This is a genomic window from Pseudomonas sp. TE21435 (assembly GCF_056279265.1).
Map to the genome: position 1 here is coordinate 3960670 of NZ_JBWBQZ010000001.1, position 17912 is coordinate 3978581.

Annotated in this window: 20 protein-coding genes; 8 read left to right on the forward strand and 12 right to left on the reverse strand. The window is 65.2% G+C overall.

Going from position 1 to position 17912, the window contains the following annotated elements:
* The first annotated feature begins 30 nt into the window (after nt 1-30).
* Complete coding sequence (locus tag ACZ9C1_RS17915) at nt 31-510, forward strand: TIGR02444 family protein (protein ID WP_277502331.1); 480 nt, start codon at nt 31-33, stop codon at nt 508-510.
* On the opposite strand, the gene ACZ9C1_RS17920 is transcribed toward ACZ9C1_RS17915, so the two are convergent.
* Entirely contained in the window at nt 486-1517 is a 1032-nt protein-coding gene (locus ACZ9C1_RS17920) for an AlgP family protein (protein WP_476254235.1), read from the reverse strand. The two genes, ACZ9C1_RS17915 and ACZ9C1_RS17920, sit on opposite strands and share 25 nt — an antisense overlap.
* A gap of 224 nt (nt 1518-1741) precedes the next feature.
* On the opposite strand from ACZ9C1_RS17920, the gene ACZ9C1_RS17925 reads away from it, so the two are divergent.
* Nucleotides 1742-2407 carry an FKBP-type peptidyl-prolyl cis-trans isomerase gene (locus ACZ9C1_RS17925; protein ID WP_277502333.1) on the forward strand — a complete coding sequence of 222 codons (666 nt, stop codon included), beginning with the start codon at nt 1742-1744 and terminating at the stop codon, nt 2405-2407.
* A 1-nt stretch (nt 2408) separates the two neighbouring features.
* Here ACZ9C1_RS17925 and rsd read toward each other — a convergent pair whose 3' ends face one another.
* The 7 genes from rsd to ACZ9C1_RS17960 form a co-directional block, all read right to left on the reverse strand.
* Complete coding sequence (gene rsd / locus ACZ9C1_RS17930; protein WP_457377739.1) at nt 2409-2879, reverse strand: sigma D regulator; 471 nt, start codon at nt 2877-2879, stop codon at nt 2409-2411.
* A 230-nt stretch (nt 2880-3109) separates the two neighbouring features.
* Nucleotides 3110-3607, reverse strand: a complete 498-nt coding sequence (locus ACZ9C1_RS17935; protein WP_457377740.1) for a disulfide bond formation protein B — start codon at nt 3605-3607, stop codon at nt 3110-3112.
* 252 nt (nt 3608-3859) lie between these two features.
* Nucleotides 3860-5098, reverse strand: coding sequence for a heme biosynthesis protein HemY (locus tag ACZ9C1_RS17940; protein ID WP_277502335.1), 1239 nt, complete (start codon nt 5096-5098; stop codon nt 3860-3862).
* Nucleotides 5095-6195: a uroporphyrinogen-III C-methyltransferase gene (locus ACZ9C1_RS17945; protein WP_457377741.1), complete on the reverse strand. Its 1101-nt coding sequence runs from the start codon at nt 6193-6195 to the stop codon at nt 5095-5097. Before ACZ9C1_RS17945 ends, ACZ9C1_RS17940 begins: the two co-directional genes overlap by 4 nt.
* 46 nt (nt 6196-6241) lie before the next feature.
* Nucleotides 6242-7012: a uroporphyrinogen-III synthase gene (locus ACZ9C1_RS17950; protein ID WP_110697080.1), complete on the reverse strand. Its 771-nt coding sequence runs from the start codon at nt 7010-7012 to the stop codon at nt 6242-6244.
* Entirely contained in the window at nt 7009-7950 is a 942-nt protein-coding gene (hemC, locus tag ACZ9C1_RS17955; RefSeq protein WP_476254236.1) for a hydroxymethylbilane synthase, read from the reverse strand. Before hemC ends, ACZ9C1_RS17950 begins: the two co-directional genes overlap by 4 nt.
* 169 nt (nt 7951-8119) lie before the next feature.
* A complete protein-coding gene (locus ACZ9C1_RS17960; RefSeq protein WP_102683521.1) occupies nt 8120-8869 on the reverse strand; it encodes a LytR/AlgR family response regulator transcription factor in 750 nt (249 codons plus the stop codon).
* A 297-nt stretch (nt 8870-9166) separates the two neighbouring features.
* Between ACZ9C1_RS17960 and argH the strand changes: the two genes are divergently transcribed.
* Nucleotides 9167-10561, forward strand: coding sequence for an argininosuccinate lyase (argH, locus tag ACZ9C1_RS17965; RefSeq protein ID WP_102683522.1), 1395 nt, complete (start codon nt 9167-9169; stop codon nt 10559-10561).
* 114 nt (nt 10562-10675) lie between these two features.
* Here the strand turns inward: argH and ACZ9C1_RS17970 are convergent, their stop codons facing one another.
* Nucleotides 10676-11335, reverse strand: coding sequence for a glutathione S-transferase (locus tag ACZ9C1_RS17970; protein ID WP_476254237.1), 660 nt, complete (start codon nt 11333-11335; stop codon nt 10676-10678).
* A gap of 146 nt (nt 11336-11481) precedes the next feature.
* On the opposite strand from ACZ9C1_RS17970, the gene ACZ9C1_RS17975 reads away from it, so the two are divergent.
* The 3 genes from ACZ9C1_RS17975 (at nt 11482) to ACZ9C1_RS17985 (ending at nt 15107) form a co-directional block, all read left to right on the forward strand.
* Complete coding sequence (locus ACZ9C1_RS17975) at nt 11482-11784, forward strand: hypothetical protein (protein ID WP_046853681.1); 303 nt, start codon at nt 11482-11484, stop codon at nt 11782-11784.
* A 51-nt stretch (nt 11785-11835) separates the two neighbouring features.
* Entirely contained in the window at nt 11836-12081 is a 246-nt protein-coding gene (locus tag ACZ9C1_RS17980; RefSeq protein ID WP_110697049.1) for a TIGR02647 family protein, read from the forward strand.
* Nucleotides 12082-12242: 161 nt separating this feature from the next.
* The gene (locus tag ACZ9C1_RS17985) at nt 12243-15107 is read left to right on the forward strand and encodes a class I adenylate cyclase (protein ID WP_476254238.1); all 2865 of its coding nucleotides are present in this window, start codon (nt 12243-12245) and stop codon (nt 15105-15107) included.
* Between the two features lie 5 nt (nt 15108-15112).
* On the opposite strand, the gene rnk is transcribed toward ACZ9C1_RS17985, so the two are convergent.
* From rnk to cyaY, 3 genes are all read right to left on the reverse strand, one after another.
* On the reverse strand, nt 15113-15523 hold the full coding sequence (gene rnk, locus ACZ9C1_RS17990) for a nucleoside diphosphate kinase regulator (RefSeq protein ID WP_102683527.1): 411 nt from the start codon (nt 15521-15523) through the stop codon (nt 15113-15115).
* Between the two features lie 155 nt (nt 15524-15678).
* Entirely contained in the window at nt 15679-15906 is a 228-nt protein-coding gene (locus ACZ9C1_RS17995) for a DUF1289 domain-containing protein (RefSeq protein ID WP_476254239.1), read from the reverse strand.
* 1 nt (nt 15907) lies between these two features.
* Nucleotides 15908-16240: an iron donor protein CyaY gene (cyaY, locus tag ACZ9C1_RS18000; RefSeq protein WP_102683529.1), complete on the reverse strand. Its 333-nt coding sequence runs from the start codon at nt 16238-16240 to the stop codon at nt 15908-15910.
* Between the two features lie 206 nt (nt 16241-16446).
* Between cyaY and lptM the strand changes: the two genes are divergently transcribed.
* A complete protein-coding gene (gene lptM, locus ACZ9C1_RS18005) occupies nt 16447-16653 on the forward strand; it encodes an LPS translocon maturation chaperone LptM (protein ID WP_102683530.1) in 207 nt (68 codons plus the stop codon).
* Nucleotides 16654-16662: 9 nt separating this feature from the next.
* Entirely contained in the window at nt 16663-17910 is a 1248-nt protein-coding gene (lysA, locus tag ACZ9C1_RS18010) for a diaminopimelate decarboxylase (RefSeq protein WP_476254240.1), read from the forward strand.
* Nucleotides 17911-17912 lie beyond the last annotated feature (2 nt).

A 17912-nucleotide genomic window follows, 5' to 3' on the forward strand; every position in this document is an offset into this window, starting at 1 on the left:
GCTTCACCGATCACTGGCGCGAGTGAAACCATGCACACCGACCTGTGGAATCATGCCCTGGCCCTGTATGCCCGGCCGGGTGTCGAGGCAGCTTGCCTGGCCCTCCAGGAACTGGGCGGCGATGTCTGCCTGCTGCTTTGCGGCACCTGGCTACAGGCCCGCGGCATAGCCCCCGACGAACAACGGATTGCCACCCTGCAGGCGCTGGCCCGGCCCTGGCAGCGCGACGTTGTGGCGCCGCTACGCGCCCTGCGCCGGCAATGGCGCGAACACGCGCTGGCCGACCCGCAACTGAGCGTGATGCGTGAGCAGGTGAAAGCCCTGGAACTGCAGGCTGAACGCACCTTGCTGGAACGCCTGGAGGCGTTGACGCGTGAGTGGCCGGCACAAGCGGGCGCGGCGCCGGACTGGCTGGCCCGGCTGGCGCCGGACCAGGCCCGGGACCACGACGCGCTGCATCAGCTGCGCGCCGCGGCCCGTGGGCTTCAGGACGCCGAAGTCGGCGACTGAGTCGGAGTGCCGGTGGCCGCAGGCGCGGTGCCGCCGGTCACTGGCGCCGGAGTGGCGCTGGCGGCCGGAGTGGCAGGCTTGCTTTCGGCGGGTTTGCTGGCGGCAGGTTTGGCCGGGGCTTTGGCGGCGGCCGGTCTGGCTGCAGGTTTGGCTGCCGGCTTCGGGGCGGCTTTGGCAGCAGCAGGCTTGGCCACTGGCTTGGCGGTGGCAGGCTTCGCCGGGGCCTTGGCGGCAGCAGGCTTGGTCGCTGGCTTGGCGGCAGCAGTCTTCGCCGGAGCCTTGGCAGCAGCAGGCTTGGCCGCTGGCTTGGCAGCCGGTTTGGCGGCGGCAGTCTTCGCCGGAGCCTTGGCGGCAGCAGGCTTGGCCGCTGGCTTGGCAGCCGGTTTGGCCGCGGCAGTCTTCGCCGGAACCTTGGCGGCAGCGGGCCTGGCCGCTGGCTTGGCAGCCGGTTTAGCGGCGGCAGTCTTCGCCGGAGCCTTGGCGGCGGCAGTCTTGGTCGCTGCCTTGGCAGCAGCAGGCTTGGCCGTTGGACGGGTTGCCGGCTTGGCAGCAGCCTTGACCGGGGCTTTGGTTGCAGCGGGCTTGGCGGCAGCTTTCGGTGTTGCCGTACGTGCGCCCAGGGCCTTGGCGGCCGCCTCTCGCACCTTGCCGACACCCTGGGCCAGCTTCAGGCTCTCCTGGGCATCACGCTTGAGTTGCTGGATATAAGTACGGGTCTGCGCCTGGCGATCCTTGAGCGAATCGAGCAAGTCTTCAAGTTCGCCAGCAGCTTTTTGTGCCTTGCCTTGTGCCTTGGCTTTACCGGCCTTGGCGGCGTCCTGCAACTTCAGGCGGGCGTTGTGGAGTTTTTCCTGGGCCTTGCCACGTTGTTTTTCCAACTTGGCCAAGAGTTTCTCGGCATCCGCCAGCGCTTGGGAGCAGGCATCTTCCAAATGTTCGAGCAGGCTGCCCGAAAGTTGCTGGAGCAGGTGCAACGGCGTACTTACTGGCTTCTTTTTGGCCGACATGGTTTACCTCCTGGCTGACGAGAGTGCGGCTCATACTATGCTTCTGCTGCTACCGCCGCTAGGGCATGTTGACAGTCTCGGTAGCGCCGCGTTGCATGCCTGGGCAAAGTTGTTGTCTTGCAGCTGGAAACAAGTGTAGTTGCCCATTAGTGCAGTGCCGATATTTACACATCTCTGGCCAACAACGCTGGCATACTTCGCGCTCATTGCCGCAGGAGACCTCCATGCCTCGTTATCTGATTCTCGGCCTGTGCCTGGTGACGCCGCTCTCCCTGGCCAATGCCGAGACCGCCCCCGTCAACGACAGCGACCTGGCCTATAGCCTGGGCAGCAGCCTCGGTGAGCGGTTGCGTCAGGAAGTGCCCGGCCTGCAGCTCGACGCACTGGTCGAAGGGCTGCGCCAGGCCTACCAGGGCGAGCCGCCACGGATTGCCAAGTCACGCATGCAGGTCATCCTCGAACAGCACGAAACACAAGCCAACGCCGCCGCAGAGCAGGCCCAGGTGGACAAGCTGGTGGAGGCCGAAAAACGCTTTATCGCGGGTGAGCGGGCCAAGGCCGGAGTACGTGAGTTGCCCGAGGGCGTTCTCTACAGCGAACTGGCCAGCGGCAGCGGTGCGCAGCCCAAGACCAATGGACGCGTGCAAGTACGGTATGTGGGCAAGCTGCCGGATGGCACGGTGTTCGACCAGAACCTGCAACCTCAGTGGTTCAAGCTGGATTCGGTGATCGAGGGCTGGCAGGTGGCGCTGCCACGAATGAAAGTCGGGGCCAAATGGCGCCTGGTGATCCCGTCGGCGCAAGCCTACGGCGCCGACGGTGCGGGTGACCTGATCGCACCCTATACCCCACTGGTGTTCGAGATCGAACTGCTGGACGTGGCCGACTGAATCAGGCCTGCACCGCGTCTTCTTGCTTGTGGGCGTTGTGCAACACCTCGATCAGGCAATCCTCCAGTTCGAAGCGCTCGTGCAGCAGGCTGCCCAGCTTGGCCAGCTTTTCGGCGAAGCGTTCGGTGTCGGTACACTCACCCTCGGCGCAGCGGTCGTTGAACGCCAAGGCGATCTGTGAAATGTCATTGATCCGCGGGTTGATTTCCTCGGCCAGTTCCAGTGCACGCTCGTCACCGAACGCCTTGGCCTCGCTGATGAGTTGCTCACAGACTTCGAAGTGCCACGCCGACACATAGTCGACAAGAATTTCGCAGAACCCACCGTTGTGGTGCTTGTCGGCAAACGCCGGCTTGGCATCGCGCAGGGCGCGGAAGGCTTGCACCAGTTCCTCGCGCTCCTCCAGCCAACGGTCGATCAGCTTGTGAACACCGCCCCAGCGTTCCTGGGCGTTCTGGCAACTATCGAGCATGGCGATCTCTTCCCTTCTGGGTAGATGCCGCTGCACCTCGCGACACAACACCGTGGCACAAAGGTGACATCAGCAAACGGCATCGAGCAGTTGTATTTTCGGTATGCGTGCTGGGAGATTATTCCCGCGCGACCTGCCCATCAAGGTACGCAGCAGACTAAGTTCATACAAGCGTTTAATCCCTCTGCCGGCCACCACTGGTCGCGCAATCCCCGGCTCGTTGCGCTGGATCAAGCCACCGCGCCGTGGCGCAATCGATACACCACCAGCCACGACAGTGGTTGCGCGGCCAGCAACAGGAACGCCAGCAGGCTCCATTCAGGCAGGGTCAGGTCGAGAAAGCTCCAGTTGATCGACACGCATTCCGGGCTGCCCAGCAGGAAGGTTCGCAGGATCTCGCCCCAGGGACGCTCCATCAGGTGCGCCAGCGGCAGATGACAACCGCTGAGCGGCAACGGCTCGGCCTGCAACCAGACATGTCGACCGGCGAGCAAGGCGCCGGCAACCGAGAACCCCAAGGCCAACCGGGCATGCAATCGCTGCTGACCGGCGTGGACGACCGCACCCAGGCAAGCCAGCGCATAGAGCCCCAGCATCAGGCGCTGGCTGAAGCACAGCGCGCAAGGGTCAAGGCCGACCAAGTTCTCGAGGCGAAACGACGCCACCAGCACAGCGACGGCGGCCAGAAAGGCGGGAAAGAAAAAGCTGCGCAGGCAGGCCAGCGACATGGGCGAAGGTGATCCGAAAAGAGGAGATGTGGTTTGAAACGGTAGAGGAAAGGGGCGCTTTGTATCAAGTCGCTACAGCGCAGACAAGTCGCTGAATGGATAGGGAATCATTTTCGTAGAAAGTGGGAACATTCCGACACGGACGAAGGAAAGTTCAGCGCCCGCCATTTACGCATGCCAAGGCAACAAAACCGGTGCCAGGCACGGCCCCACGAGGGCAATGAGCTCTGCGTGGGGCGAGCCCAGGCCCCTTCAGGCCCGAACCCCCTCCGGCAACGGCAACGCCAGCAGACGTTCATCCAGCAGCCCCAAGCCTTCCTGGAACAGCTGGTTGCTGCGCTCGGTCTCGCCAAGGCCGGCCAGAAGCCGCGCCAGCTCCGCGCAAGCCTCTGGATTGCGCTCCATGCGCAGGCTGCTCTCCAGGTAGTCACGGGCCTTGCCCCACAGGCGATTCTGCAGGCTCAGGCGCCCTAGGGTAAGCAACAGACTAGGGTCCTGCGGATGCTCCTTCAGCCAGCCTTCGGCCGTCTGCAACTGGCGCCCAGGATCATCGCCGCGCACCAGCCCATACAAGCGGGCGAGATGGCTTTCGTAGCTACGCTTGAGCGCGCCGCGCAACACCTGCTCGGCTTCACCCTGGGCGCCGATTTGGCGCAGCTGCTCGGCATAGGCCGACACCAGTTGCGGCTCCTGGCGCTGGGCGTTGGTCAACTGCTGCCAGGCGCGCTCGAGCGCCTGGCGCGCCGTCTGCGGGTCCTCGTCACGGGTCGCCGCCAGGCCCAGGTTCTGGCCCCAGGCACGTTGCTCCAGGTCGGCCAGTTCGGCCGCTGGCAGCACCTTGTGCTTGCGCAGGTCAGGCAGCAGGCGGATCAGCGCCGGCCAGTCACCACGCTCCAGGTGCAGGCGGTGCAGCAGGCGCAGCACCTGCGCATTGTGCGGATGGCGCTCCTGCATGGCCTGCAGGGCCTCCAGCGCCCCGTCGCTTTCGCCGCGGTCCATCTGCAGTTGGGCATGGGTCAGGGCCACGGCAAGCTCTGCCTGGGGTTGGCGCTCCAGGGCGCGCTCGAGCAACTGGTCACGCTCCTCGACCCGGCCCAGTTCGTTGGCGGCACGGGCGGCGCCGAGGTAGTAGAGCAGTGGCTGGCGATCGGATTCGGCGGCACGCTGCAGGTGGCGTTGGGCACTTGCCCAGCGCCCCTCGGCCAGGTCCAGCTGCCCCTGCTCGATGGCAATGCGCTTGCGGCGGCTGCGGTTGCGCCGCGACCAGGGGTTGACCACCCCGGAGGACGTCAGCACCAGCCCGACCAGGTAACGCGCCAGCAGCAACAGCAGGACGATCCCGACCAGCGCGCCCAGTGCCGCCCACAGCCCCGACTGATAGCGGAAGCCGCCGTAGGCGATCAGCACGTAGCCGCTGTGCTTGGCGATCGCGATACCCAGCGCCGCGGCAATGACGATCGCCAACACTGCCAGCAGGTAGACGCGCTTCATGGCTTGGCCCCTTCCGTGGTGGCCGGCAGGTGGCGACGCTGGATATAGGCCTGCACCGCAGCCAGGCTCTCGCTCAGGTCAGGCGTGACCACCGACACCGGCTGGTCGGCCAGCTGGTTGAGGTTGTCGAGCATCGCCTTGCTCTGCGGATTGTCCGGGTTGAAGTTGGCCAGCAACACACTGCGCGCATCGTCCAGGGCCTGGGTGTAGACCTTGGCTTCGCCATTGAGCGCCGCCCATTGCGCCTGTTCGATGGTCAGGCTCAGGGCCAGGCGCAGCTGGTTGAGCGACTGGCCGGACAGCAGCGGGCGAACGTTGTCGTCGGCATTGAACTCGATCTGGAAGTACTTGGACATTTCCGCCCACCACTGTGACCAGCGGCTGGCGCCGTCGCCATCGGCGGTCAGGGCCCCCATGGCGTCGGCCTGGCTGTCGAACTCGGGCGACTGGGCGCTGAGCTGCTGGACCATCTCACGCTGCGCGGCGAGCTTGAGGAACAGGCCGGTACGGTCCGGCTGCTGGGTGCTGGAAAGCGTCGCCAGGCTACGTGCCAACTGCTCGCGGGCAGCGAAGGCGCCCGGGTCGCTCTGCTCACGAAGAATTTCATCGGCGCCCTCGACCAACGCCTTGGCACTGGTGATGTCCTGCAACGCCGACAGGCGCAGGGTCGCCAGGCGCAGCAAGTGCTCGGCCTCGGCCAGGCGCCATTCCTTGCGGCTTTCGCCCAGTACGGTCTCCACGCGCTGGCTCAGGCGCTGCTGGTCGCCCTGCAGTTGCGCTACAAGGCGACGGCGATCTTCCAGTTCGCTGGCTGCCGGCAGGCTGGCCAGCTGCGCGCTGAGCTGCTGCTCGCGCTGCTGCAGCGCGTCGGCGCGCTGGTTGAGGGCTTGCAGGTGTTCGCCCTGGCCTTGTTCGCTGCCTTGCAGCTGGCGAACCTGCCAGACGCCCCAGCCGCCGACCGCGACGCCTGCGGCGCCCAGTAGCAGGGCCAGCAGCGCCAGGCCGTTGCCGGAGCGTCGGGCGGGCTTGGCGGTGGCGGATTCCGGCGCCTCGGACGCCACGGGCTGTTCGGTGTTGGACAAGACAGTTTCGCTCACGTATCCATCCTTTGCATGGTGGCGCATCGCTCTCTAGCTTAGCGCCTTAAGAGGCAGGCGCAGCGGTTCGCTGCACGGCTGCCAGCAAGGCCGCGGCGCTGGCGCCACGGCAATCCACAATATCCAGCGCCCCGAGTGCGCGGGCCTGTTCAGCGACCCGTGGGCTGGGCACGAACAGCGGCAATCGGGAAAACCGCGGCCAGTGCGCACCCGCGAGTCGATGCAAGTGTTCCAGCCCCTGCCCACTGCTGACCACCAGGCCATTGAGGCGTTCCCCATCGATGCGTCGGGCGAGGGTTCCGGCAGGGTAGTCGGGCAGGCAGCGGCGATACAATTCCAGATAATCGACACTAGCACCTTGCTCGGCAAGACGCTCGGCCAGCAGTTCACGACCTCCGACGCCGCGCACGATCAGGACGCGAGGCCTCGGTGACTCAGCAATAGCCTCGCGCAAGGCGGGCAGCCCGAGCAAGGCCTCGCTGTCGTCACCGGCCGCTGGAAAGGCCACTTGCAGCCCATGTTCCTGAAGAATTCGCGCCGTCGCCTCACCTACCGTGAACCAACCTGCGGAAGGCGGCTTCACTCCCGCTTGGGCGAGCTGCTCCAGCAGCAGGCGGGCCGCCGGCTTGCTGACCACGATGATGGCCTGAGCCCCGGCGATCGTCCGCAGGCGCTGCATCTGCGCCGGGTCCGGCGCGAGCGCCTCGATCACCAGCAAAGGCAGGCTGGCGCTGGCGATACCCGCGTCGGCCAGCGTCTGCGCCAGTGCCGCACAGTCCTCTTCAGGGCGGGTCAGCAGCAGGCGCCAGGGGCTCACGGGTGGCCGGCCTCGCCGTAGACTTCCTTGAGGATCGCCTCGGCACCCTGCCCCAGCAGGTCTTCGGCGACCTGTATGCCCAAGGCCTCGGCATCCACGCGCGCAGCGCGGGCTTCGGCCACCAGCAAGGTGCCACCGGAGGGCTGGCCAACCAGGCCACGCAGCCACAGCTGTTCGCCTTCAAGCACCGCGTAGCAGGCGATCGGCACCTGGCAGCCACCATTGAGGCGCTTGTTCAGGGAACGCTCGGCCACCACCCGGTCAGCGGTGTCGGCATGGTGCAGCGGCGCCAGCAAGGCATGAATCTCGGTATCAGCGCTACGGCACTCGATCCCCACCGCGCCCTGGCCACCAGCCGGCAGGCTGTCATCGACACTGATGGAGGCGGTAATGCGGTCCTCGAAGCCGAGGCGGATCAGGCCGGCGGCGGCGAGGATGATGGCGTCGTATTCGCCGGCATCGAGCTTGGCCAGGCGCGTATTGACGTTGCCGCGCAGGAAGCGGATCTGAAGATCGGGCCGACGCGCCAGCAGTTGCGCCTGGCGGCGCAGGCTCGAAGTGCCGACAACACTGCCGGCCGGCAGTGCCTCGAGGCTTGCAAAGGTATTGGAAACAAAGGCATCGCGCGGGTCTTCGCGCTCGCAGATGCAGTACAGGCCCAGGCCTTCGGGGAAGTCCATGGGCACGTCTTTCATCGAATGCACGGCGATGTCGGCTTCGTTGTCGAGCAGGGCGGTTTCCAGCTCCTTGACGAACAGGCCCTTGCCGCCGATCTTCGCCAGCGGCGCGTCGAGCAGCTTGTCGCCGCGGCTGACCATGGGCACCAGGGTTACGACGAGACCCGGGTGCGCCTGCTCCAGGCGGGCTTTTACATATTCGGCCTGCCACAGGGCCAAGGCACTTTTACGGGTGGCAATGCGGATTTCGCGAGTGGACATGAAACGCCCCGAACCAGAGAAATGCCGTCGATGATAACAGCTCCTCCGGGTGTGCCCGCAGATTCAGATCAGCAAAGCGCCACGTGGGAACGGGCTTGACCCGCGATTGCGATGGTGGGAAATGCACCTTATCGCGGGGCAAGGCCGCTCTCACGCTGTCGAAGGGTATTCAGTGCAAGGACTGCATCATCTTGCGCACCCCGGCCACATGCCGACGGCTGACGGTCAGGGCATCGCCCTCTAGCCCCTTCAGGTAGAGCTGGAAATGCCCCAGCGGCGTGCGCTGCAACCGTTCGATGCGCTCACGGGCAACCAGCGCGTTGCGGTGAATACGCACAAACCGCTCGCCGAACTCGTCTTCCAGGGCCTTGAGGGGTTCGTCGAGCAGCACTTCGCCTGCCTCGTGGCGCAAGGTGACGTACTTGTGGTCGGCGATGAAATAGATGACCTGGGGAATAGGGATCAACTCGATGCCCTTGCGCGTGCGGGCACTGATATGGCTGCGTGGGCCGCCGCCGGTATCGCCTGCGGGGCGGGTCAACGCCGCCAGCTGGGCGCGGTTGGGTTTTTCAGCCCGACGCAAGGCGTCACGCAGCGCCTGGGGCTGGATGGGCTTCTCGACATGGCTCAAAGTGCTGTCCCTGAAGGCTTCGCTGCCGTATTCGTCGTCGCCGGTGCAGAACACCACCGCCGGCGGCGACTCGCGCTCGCAGAGCCGGGCGGCGACCTGCAGGCCATCGAGGCCCGGCATGCCGATGTCCAGCACCACCACGTCGGGCTTGAGGCTTTCGATCAGGGTCAGGGCCTCCTCGCCGTTGGTGGCGCTGGGCTCCATCACGGTGTAACCCTCCAGCTCGCCAAGCAGCCGGCTCAGGCGCTCGCGGGCCTGGGGTTCATCATCAACGATCAGGACATTCATAATTGCGCTGGATTCCTGAGTGAGTCTCGCACGGGTATAGCGTAGACAAGTGTGGGGCGACCGAAACGCGGTCACGCTACAGACCGGTGCGAAGGCCAAAGATTCACTGGCCTGGCAGATTCACCGCCAGCCCTTTGTCCAACTGTAGACGCTCCGTGGAACACTGCCGTTCAATCGTTGAATATGCCGCACCCCCTTGTTACCGGACGATTCTCGCGACCAGCGCCCTGCGGCGGCGGGCGCAACCCTGCTATGATCGGCGCCACTTTTCCGTTCACGCCTTCAACGAGTGAATCCATGAGCACCGACAAGACCAATCAGTCCTGGGGCGGCCGCTTCAGTGAGCCCGTCGACGCCTTCGTCGCCCGTTTCACCGCCTCGGTCGATTTCGACAAGCGCCTGTACCGCCACGACATCATGGGTTCGATCGCCCACGCCACCATGCTGGCGCAGGTCGGCGTACTCAGCGACGCCGAGCGCGACACCATCATCGATGGCCTGAAGACCATCCAGGGCGAGATCGAGGCCGGCACCTTCGACTGGCGCGTCGACCTGGAAGACGTGCACATGAACATCGAGGCGCGCCTGACCGACCGCATCGGCATCACCGGCAAGAAGCTGCACACTGGCCGCAGCCGCAACGACCAGGTGGCCACCGACATCCGCCTGTGGCTGCGTGACGAGATCGACCTGATCCTGGCCGAGATCACCCGCCTGCAAAAGGGCCTGCTGGAACAGGCCGAGCGTGAAGCCGAGACCATCATGCCCGGCTTCACCCACCTGCAGACCGCCCAGCCGGTGACCTTCGGCCACCACCTGCTGGCCTGGTTCGAAATGCTCAGCCGCGACTACGAGCGCCTGGTCGACTGCCGCAAGCGCGCCAACCGCATGCCCCTGGGCAGCGCCGCGCTGGCCGGCACCACCTACCCGATCGACCGCGAGCTGACCTGCAAGTTGCTGGGCTTCGAAGCCGTGGCCGGCAACTCGCTGGACGGCGTCTCGGACCGCGACTTCGCCATCGAATTCTGCGCCGCCGCGAGCATCGCGATGATGCACCTGTCGCGCTTCTCCGAAGAGCTGGTGCTGTGGACCAGCGCGCAGTTCCAGTTCATCGACCTGCCCGACCGCTTCTGCACCGGCAGCTCGATCATGCCGCAGAAGAAGAACCCGGACGTACCCGAGCTGGTACGTGGCAAGAGCGGCCGCGTGTTCGGCGCCCTGACCGGCCTGCTGACCCTGATGAAAGGCCAGCCGCTGGCCTACAACAAGGACAACCAGGAAGATAAAGAGCCGCTGTTCGACGCCGCCGACACCCTGCGCGACTCGCTGCGCGCCTTCGCCGACATGATCCCGGCGATCAAGCCCAAGCACGCGATCATGCGCGAAGCGGCCCTGCGCGGCTTCTCCACCGCCACGGACCTCGCCGACTACCTGGTGCGCCGCGGCCTGCCCTTCCGTGACTGCCACGAGATCGTCGGCCACGCGGTGAAACATGGCGTCGACACCGGCAAGGACCTGGCCGAGATGAGCCTGGAAGAGCTGCGCCAGTTCAGCGACCAGATCGAGCAGGACGTGTTTGCCGTGCTGACCCTGGAAGGTTCGGTCAACGCCCGCAACCACATCGGCGGCACCGCGCCGGCCCAGGTGCGCGCGGCAGTGGCTCGCGGCCAGGCACTGCTGGCTTCGCGCTGACAACGCACTCGCGGGGCAAGTCGGGCCGCCGCATCGCCACTCCCACAAGGCCTGGACAAGGCTCGTGGGAGCGGCGATGCGGCGGCCCGACTTGCCCCGCGATTGTTTACAGCGTTAGCGCTTGTTCTTGATCATTTCGAGGAATGCCGGCATCGCCGCGTCCTTGTCCGCCACGATCCGCGCCATGTGCGGGTTCTCGCCCAACAACTGCAACAGCGCCTTCGCTTCCGGGAAATCCGCCAGGAAGTCGATGTTCAGCACCTTCTTGCCCACCGCGCAGGCCAGGTCGACCGAGAAACAGAACATCAGGTCGGCGATGGTCAGCTGCTCACCGGCCACATAAGGCGCGAACCTGCCATTGCGCCTGAGGGTGGCAAAGCCCGCCAGCAGATCCACCCGCGCCCGCTCCTTGATCAGCGGCTCCACCGCCGCGCCGAAGAACGCCTCGGCGTAGCAGGTACGCGCTGGCAGCTCGATATACAGCTCGATTTCCCGCAGCAGCTCGCGCACCTTGGCCTGCCCGAAGGCATCGGCCGGCAGCAGCGCCTTGCCCGGCTGGGTCTGCTCGATGTAGTCGAGGATGACGCCGGTCTCGCTGATGAAACCGTGCTCGGTCTGCAGCACCGGCACCTTGCCACGGGGGCTGATGGCCAGGGCTTGAGGCAACTGGCCGCCGAAGAACGGCACCTCTTCGAAGGGCACGCCTTTCTCCAGCAAGGCCAGCTTGACCATGTTGTAGTAGTTGCTGACCGCGAATCCATGAAGCTTGAGCATTGAGACAGCCTCCAAGGCCGTATGGGGTTGGCCCGGCTGTTATAGCTCCCTTGCCCACCCTTGGCCAGTGCCATGCCCGGCGCTGATGGCCGGGCATTGCCAGCGCAGGCGTGGCACACTGTGCGCCTTACCACAGGAGCACCGCCATGAGCGAACCCCAAGACATCGACAGCAATGATGAAGAAGACTTCGCCGAGGCCACCCTGACCCAGGCGATCGAGAACCAGATCGAAAGCGGCGAGCCGCCGGCCGCCAAGGCCACTTTCAACAAGCTGACACTGGTCGGCTACGAGCGTGAAGACATCCTCAACCTCATGGCCCACGTGCTGGCCATCGAGATCGACGCCATGCTCGACGAAGATCGCCCGTTCGATACCGAGTGGTACGAAACCGCCCTGCGCGCCCTGCCGGAGCTGCCACCTGAGGCGGATCAAGGCGACATCGAATAAGCCTGACTACACTCCTGACTTCCATCCTTGTTTCGAAGTCAGGAGTTGCCCATGTCCTTCACCCCGGAACTGATCGCCGAACTGGAAGTGCTTGCCCTGTTCAACCTGGACAGCCACCAGGAAGGCATCAAGGTTGGCAGCAGCGCCTCCCCGGCCCTGATCGCCGCCGCCCAGCGCCTGTACGACAAAGAGCTCACCGACCAGCCTGATGGTGGCTACCTCACCAGCCTGGGCAACGATGCCGCCGAAAGCGTCCAGCTGCTTCTGACCATCCTAAAGACCCCGCAGCCAGCCTGATTTAACCAAGCCCGCCCTCACCCCGTGGGAGCGGGCTTGCCCCGCGATGAGCCCCCAGACGAACGTTGCAAAACTGAAGTCAAAAAGCCACCAACCCCTTATCCGACCGCGCCACTCAGGCTAAACTCGCCAGAGCTTCCCCCGGCCTGCCTGAGCGCGCAATGAACCACCCCCACGAAATCCGCCCCGACCTGGATCAAGGCATCGACCGCAAGGAGCTGGCCAAGCTGCGTGCGCGCTTCCTGAAAATCAACCAGGGCCGCCTGGCACGGGCGATGGAAGGGTTATCCACACGCCAGCAGCAGGTCCTCACGCTGCTGCCGCTGTTCTTCCACGTCAATCATCCGCTGCTACCAGGCTATGTTTCCGGCACCACCCCCGCCGGCGTCTCCGGTTTCGAGCCCGACGACGAACTGCTCGCCGAAGTCCAGCGCCTGACCCGCTCGTTCACCTACAAGCCGCGCCACGGCAAGCCAGCGCAGCCGATCCACGGCCTGTTCCTGATGGGCAGCCTCGGCACGCTGGCCCAGGCCGAGCAGAGCGATATGGACCTGTGGGTGTGCCATGCACCGGACCTGGACGAGCAGGCCGTGGCCGACTTGCGACGCAAGTGCCAGCTGCTCGAAACCTGGGCGGCCAGCCAAGGCGCCGAAGCTCATTTTTTCCTGATCGAACCCCGGGGCTTCGTCCAGGGCGAGCGCGATGGCCAGCTCAGCTCCGACGACTGCGGCACCACCCAGCATTACCTGCTGCTCGACGAGTTCTACCGCACCGCCATCTGGCTGGCCGGGCGCACGCCGCTGTGGTGGCTGGTGCCGGTCTACCAGGAACACAACTACCGCGACTACACCCAGACCCTGCTGTCCAAGCGCTTCATCCGCGCCCAGGACGATCTCGACCTGGGTCACCTGGCGCACATTCCGTCGGGCGAGTTCGTCGGCGCCGGGCTGTGGCAGCTGTTCAAGGGTATCGACTCACCCTACAAGTCGCTGCTCAAGCTGCTGCTCACCGAGGCCTACGCCAGCGAGCACCCGCAGGTGCGCTGCCTGAGCCTGGACTACAAGCGGGCCGTGTTCGCCAACCAGCTGGATCTGGATGAGCTCGACCCCTACGTGATGGTCTACCGCCGCATCGAACGCTACCTGCTCCTGCGCGGCGAGCCGGCACGCCTGGAGCTGGTGCGGCGCAGCCTGTACCTGAAGGTGAACAAGAAGCTCGGCGACCAGGGCCGTACACGTAGCGGGGGCTGGCAACGCCAGCTGCTGGGGCGCCTGACCGAAGAATGGGGCTGGGACGAGCGCCAACTGGCACTGCTCGACAGTCGCAGCCAGTGGAAAGTGCGCCAGGTGGCGGTCGAGCGCCGCGAACTGGTGGCAGAGCTGAACCACAGTTACCGCTTCCTGACCCAGTTTGCCCGCCAGCAGAACGCCAACAGCCGCGCCGACCAGCGTGACCTCAATGTGCTTGGCCGCCGCCTCTACGCCGCCTTCGAGCGCCGGGCCGGCAAGATCGAGGTGATCAACCCGGGCATCGCCCCGGACCTGGCCGAGGACACCCTGACCCTGGTGCAATCACCCAACCGCAAGGAACCGGGCACACACCACTGGGGGCTGTACAACGGCAACCTGGGTGTGCACGAGTGGGAGCACTTCAGCCCGATCAAGCGCTGCCGCGAACTGTTAGAGCTGCTCACCTGGGCCCATCGCAACGGCGTGATCGACAGCAGCACGCGCCTGGCCCTGCACCCAGGTGTCAGCGACCTGAGCGAGTTCGAGCTGTTCAACCTGATAGGCAGCCTGCAGCAGAGCATCCCTCTGCCCCTGGAGACAGTCAGCGAGGTGCGCCTGCTGCAGCCGAGCGTGGCCGACGAGATCCTGCTGTTGGTGAATGTCGGCGTCGACCCGCTGCGCCATCAGCGCGACCTGAACATTCTGATGACCACTGAGCGCACCGACTCGCTGAGCTACGCCGGGGTGCGCGAGAACCTGGTGCTGACCCTCGACCAGATCACCCTCAACAGCTGGAACGAGGTGCTGGTGCAACGCTACGACGGCGAGCATGCGCTGGCGCGCTGCCTGCGCGACTTCCTCAACAGCCTGGGCCAGCGCAGCCACCGCCCGCGGGTGCGGGTACGCTGCTATTGCCACAACCGCGCCCAGGCCATCAGCCAGCGCGTCGAGGAGATCTTCGACACCGTGCAATTGCTGCTCGACCAGGGCCTGAATCACCGTTACCTGCTGCAGGTGGCCCAGCACACCCACATCCTCGACCTGCAGCCCGGACAGGTGACCCTGGCCAGCCTCGCCGACCACGACGCGGTGCTGGCGGCCCTCGGCGAGGAGCGCAGCAGATACAGCCCGTTGCACCTGGACACCCACGCCCTGCAGGACCACGACCTGCCGCTGGTTCTGGCCCAGGGCCAGCCCGGCTGCATCCAGGTGTTCTACCGCCTGTTCGAGGGCTGGGCCGACCTGTACGTGCTCGATGAGCACAACGCGCTCTGGCAACAACGGCTGCCACTGCAGGACGAGCCGCACCTGCTGCTGCCGCTGCAACGCTTCCTGCAATCGATGCTGATGCGCCGCGACGCCCAGTTGCCACTGGACAGCCTGCCGCTGGCATCGCTGCGCATCCTCTATTACCAGTTGCTGCCCTCAGGCATCGGCAAGGCACGCAGCCTGGAGCCAAGACCGGCACCTTCGGACAACCAGAACCAGGCGTATTTCGAAGTTCAGGCGATCCTCCAGGCCGGCACGGGCGAAGAGGTGCATGTCACCCTTTACTGCGACCAGCAGGAGTTTTCCGAACTGGAGCATGGCGACCAGCTGTATGCCGTGGTCGCCCGGCAGATCCTGCGCCAGCGCCGCGGCAGCGGCAGTTACCGCTGCTACATCACCGACCTCGACCTGTCCGAGCTGCTGGAGGACGAGCAAGGGTCCACCAGCCTCTACCTGCGCTACAAACGCGAGCTGGAGCAGGCACTCAACGATGGGCTGGAGCAACTGCAGGCGCGGCTGGAGCCCTGATCAACTCAGAGATCGAAATCGCCTGCCGCTTCCGGCTGGTACTCGACTGCCAGCAGCTCGAGCTTGAGCGTCTTGCCGCCCGGCGCCGGCCAGTCGATCTGGTCGCCCACCGACAGGCCCAGCAGTGCGCAGCCGATCGGCGCAAGGATCGAGACGTTGCCTTCAGGGCCAGCGTCCTTCGGATACACCAGGGTCAGGTGGTAATCCTTGCCACTGGCGATCTCGCGGCAGTGCACGCGGGAGTTCATGGTCACCACGCCGGCCGGGACTTCCTCGTGACCCACCACGTTCTCGGCGCGGTCCAGCTCGTCCTGCAGGGCGAGCACACCCGGGGTGCTTTCATCGAGGGCGTCGAGCAGGCGCTCGAGACGCTGCACGTCCAGTCGGGTGAGGATGAGGGAAGGCTTGGTGCTCATGATCCAGTCAGACTCCTTTGAACAGGCAATTTACTAAAGGCAGATAAAGCAAAACCCCGCCCAAGGGCGGGGTTTGTGAAATGCTTGGCGTCACCGACGCAGACCCTGACACTACCACAGCGGGGCAAATACTCAAGCCCACACCGTCGTTGTGGCTATGCCGGGCGCCCTGTTTTCAGGGCCAGCGCCTCGCGGCAGATCTGCCGGCGCCGTTCGTCATCGGCCGAGCGCCACTCACGGATATGCTCGACGTGACGGTGGCAGCCGGTACAGACCTTGTACTCATCCAGCCGACATATGCTGATACAAGGTGACGGCACCGCCGGGCTCACATTGCTGTAGAGCGGCTTGGGCGGCCTGGGCGGCCTGGGCTGTTCGCTCATTTCAGATCTCGTCGAAGTCCAGCTTCTCGCCGGCCCGCTCCCAGACGATGCGCTCGAGCATCTCGCCGAGCAGCTCTTCGCTCTTCTCGCACACCCACTTGCCGCTCTCTTCGTCGTAATCGAAGTGGAAACCACCGGACTTGTCCGCCAGCCACAATTGGCGCAGCGGCTCCTGGCGGCTGAAGATCAGCTGGCTGCCGTTATCGAACTTGATGGTCAGGACGCCAGCGGAGTTCTCCATGTCCAGGTCCATGCCGCTTTCATCGAACAGATCTTCCAGGGCCTGTTGGGTCGCGTCGACCAGGTCGTGGAAACGCGCTTCGCTCAAACTCATTGCAAGGACCTCGAAAAATGGCTGTACACACGCAAGCCGGGCACGATAAGGGCGAAAGCCTCAAGCTACAAGCTAATAGCTGTAAGAAAAAGCCGCATCGCCTTTGGTCGCCGCACCGCCGCCAAGGGGGTGCCCCTTGCATAGGCAATCAGGTGGTCGCTCGGTATACTCGGCCGCAATACTGCATATTTCCAAGGATTTCACCCATGAAACGCCTGATTTCCTCCCTCGCGGCGCTGGTCGCGGTCGCCTGCCTCGTTTCGGCCTGCGGTCAGAAAGGCCCCCTGTACCTGCCAGAAGACGGCAAGGACGGCAAAGGCCCGCGCAAGTCGCACCAGCATGCCAAGCCAGTCCAGCCGCAACCTGTGCTGGAGCAGCAGCAAGAGCAGCCAGAAGAGTCGCCCGCGCAGTAAGGAAATCCCATGGATGCATTCAACTACCGCGGCGGTGAGCTGTTCGCGGAAGGGGTGGCCCTGTCGGCGATCGCCGAACGCTTCGGTACGCCCACCTACGTGTACTCGCGTGCCCATATCGAGGCGCAGTACCGCAACTACACCGATGCCCTGCACGGGGTGGAGCACCTGGTCTGCTTCGCGGTCAAGGCCAATTCCAACCTGGGCGTGCTGAACCTGCTGGCGCGCCTGGGCGCGGGCTTCGACATCGTTTCCGGCGGTGAGCTGGAGCGCGTGCTGGCCGCCGGTGGCCGCGCCGATCGCGTGGTGTTCTCCGGTGTCGGCAAGACCCGCGAGGACATGCGCCGCGCCCTGGAAGTGGGCGTGCACTGTTTCAACATCGAGTCCACCGACGAGCTCGAGCGCCTGCAAGTGGTGGCCGCCGAGCTGGGCAAGGTCGCGCCGGTGTCGCTGCGCGTGAACCCGGATGTCGACGCCGGTACCCACCCGTACATCTCCACGGGCCTCAAGGAAAACAAGTTCGGCATCGCCATTGCCGACGCCGAGGCCATCTACGTGCGCGCCGCGCAGTTGCCGAACCTCGACGTGGTCGGCGTCGACTGTCATATCGGCTCACAGCTGACCACCGTCGAACCGTTCCTCGATGCCCTCGACCGCCTGCTGGTGCTGGTCGATCGCCTGGCCGAGTGCGGCATCCACCTGCGCCATCTCGACCTGGGTGGCGGTGTCGGCGTGCGCTATCGCGACGAACAGCCGCCGGAGCTTGCCGACTACATCAAGGCCATTCGCGAGCGCATCGGCAGCCGCGACCTGGCCCTGGTGTTCGAGCCGGGCCGCTACATCGTCGCCAACGGCGGCGTGCTGCTGACCCGCGTGGAATACCTCAAGCACACCGAGCACAAGGACTTCGCCATCATCGACGCGGCGATGAACGACCTGATCCGCCCGGCCTTGTACCAGGCCTGGATGGACATCAGCGCAGTCAAGCCTCGCGAAGGCGAAGGTCGGGCCTACGACTTGGTCGGCCCGATCTGCGAGACCGGCGACTTCCTGGGCAAGGACCGCGTGCTGGACCTGGCCGAGGGCGACCTGCTGGCCGTGCGCTCCGCGGGCGCCTATGGTTTCGTCATGAGCTCCAACTACAACACCCGTGGCCGCTGCGCCGAAGTGCTGGTCGATGGCGATCAGGCCTTCGAAGTGCGTCGCCGCGAGACCATCACCGAACTGTTCGCCGGCGAAAGCCTGCTGCCGGAGTGAAC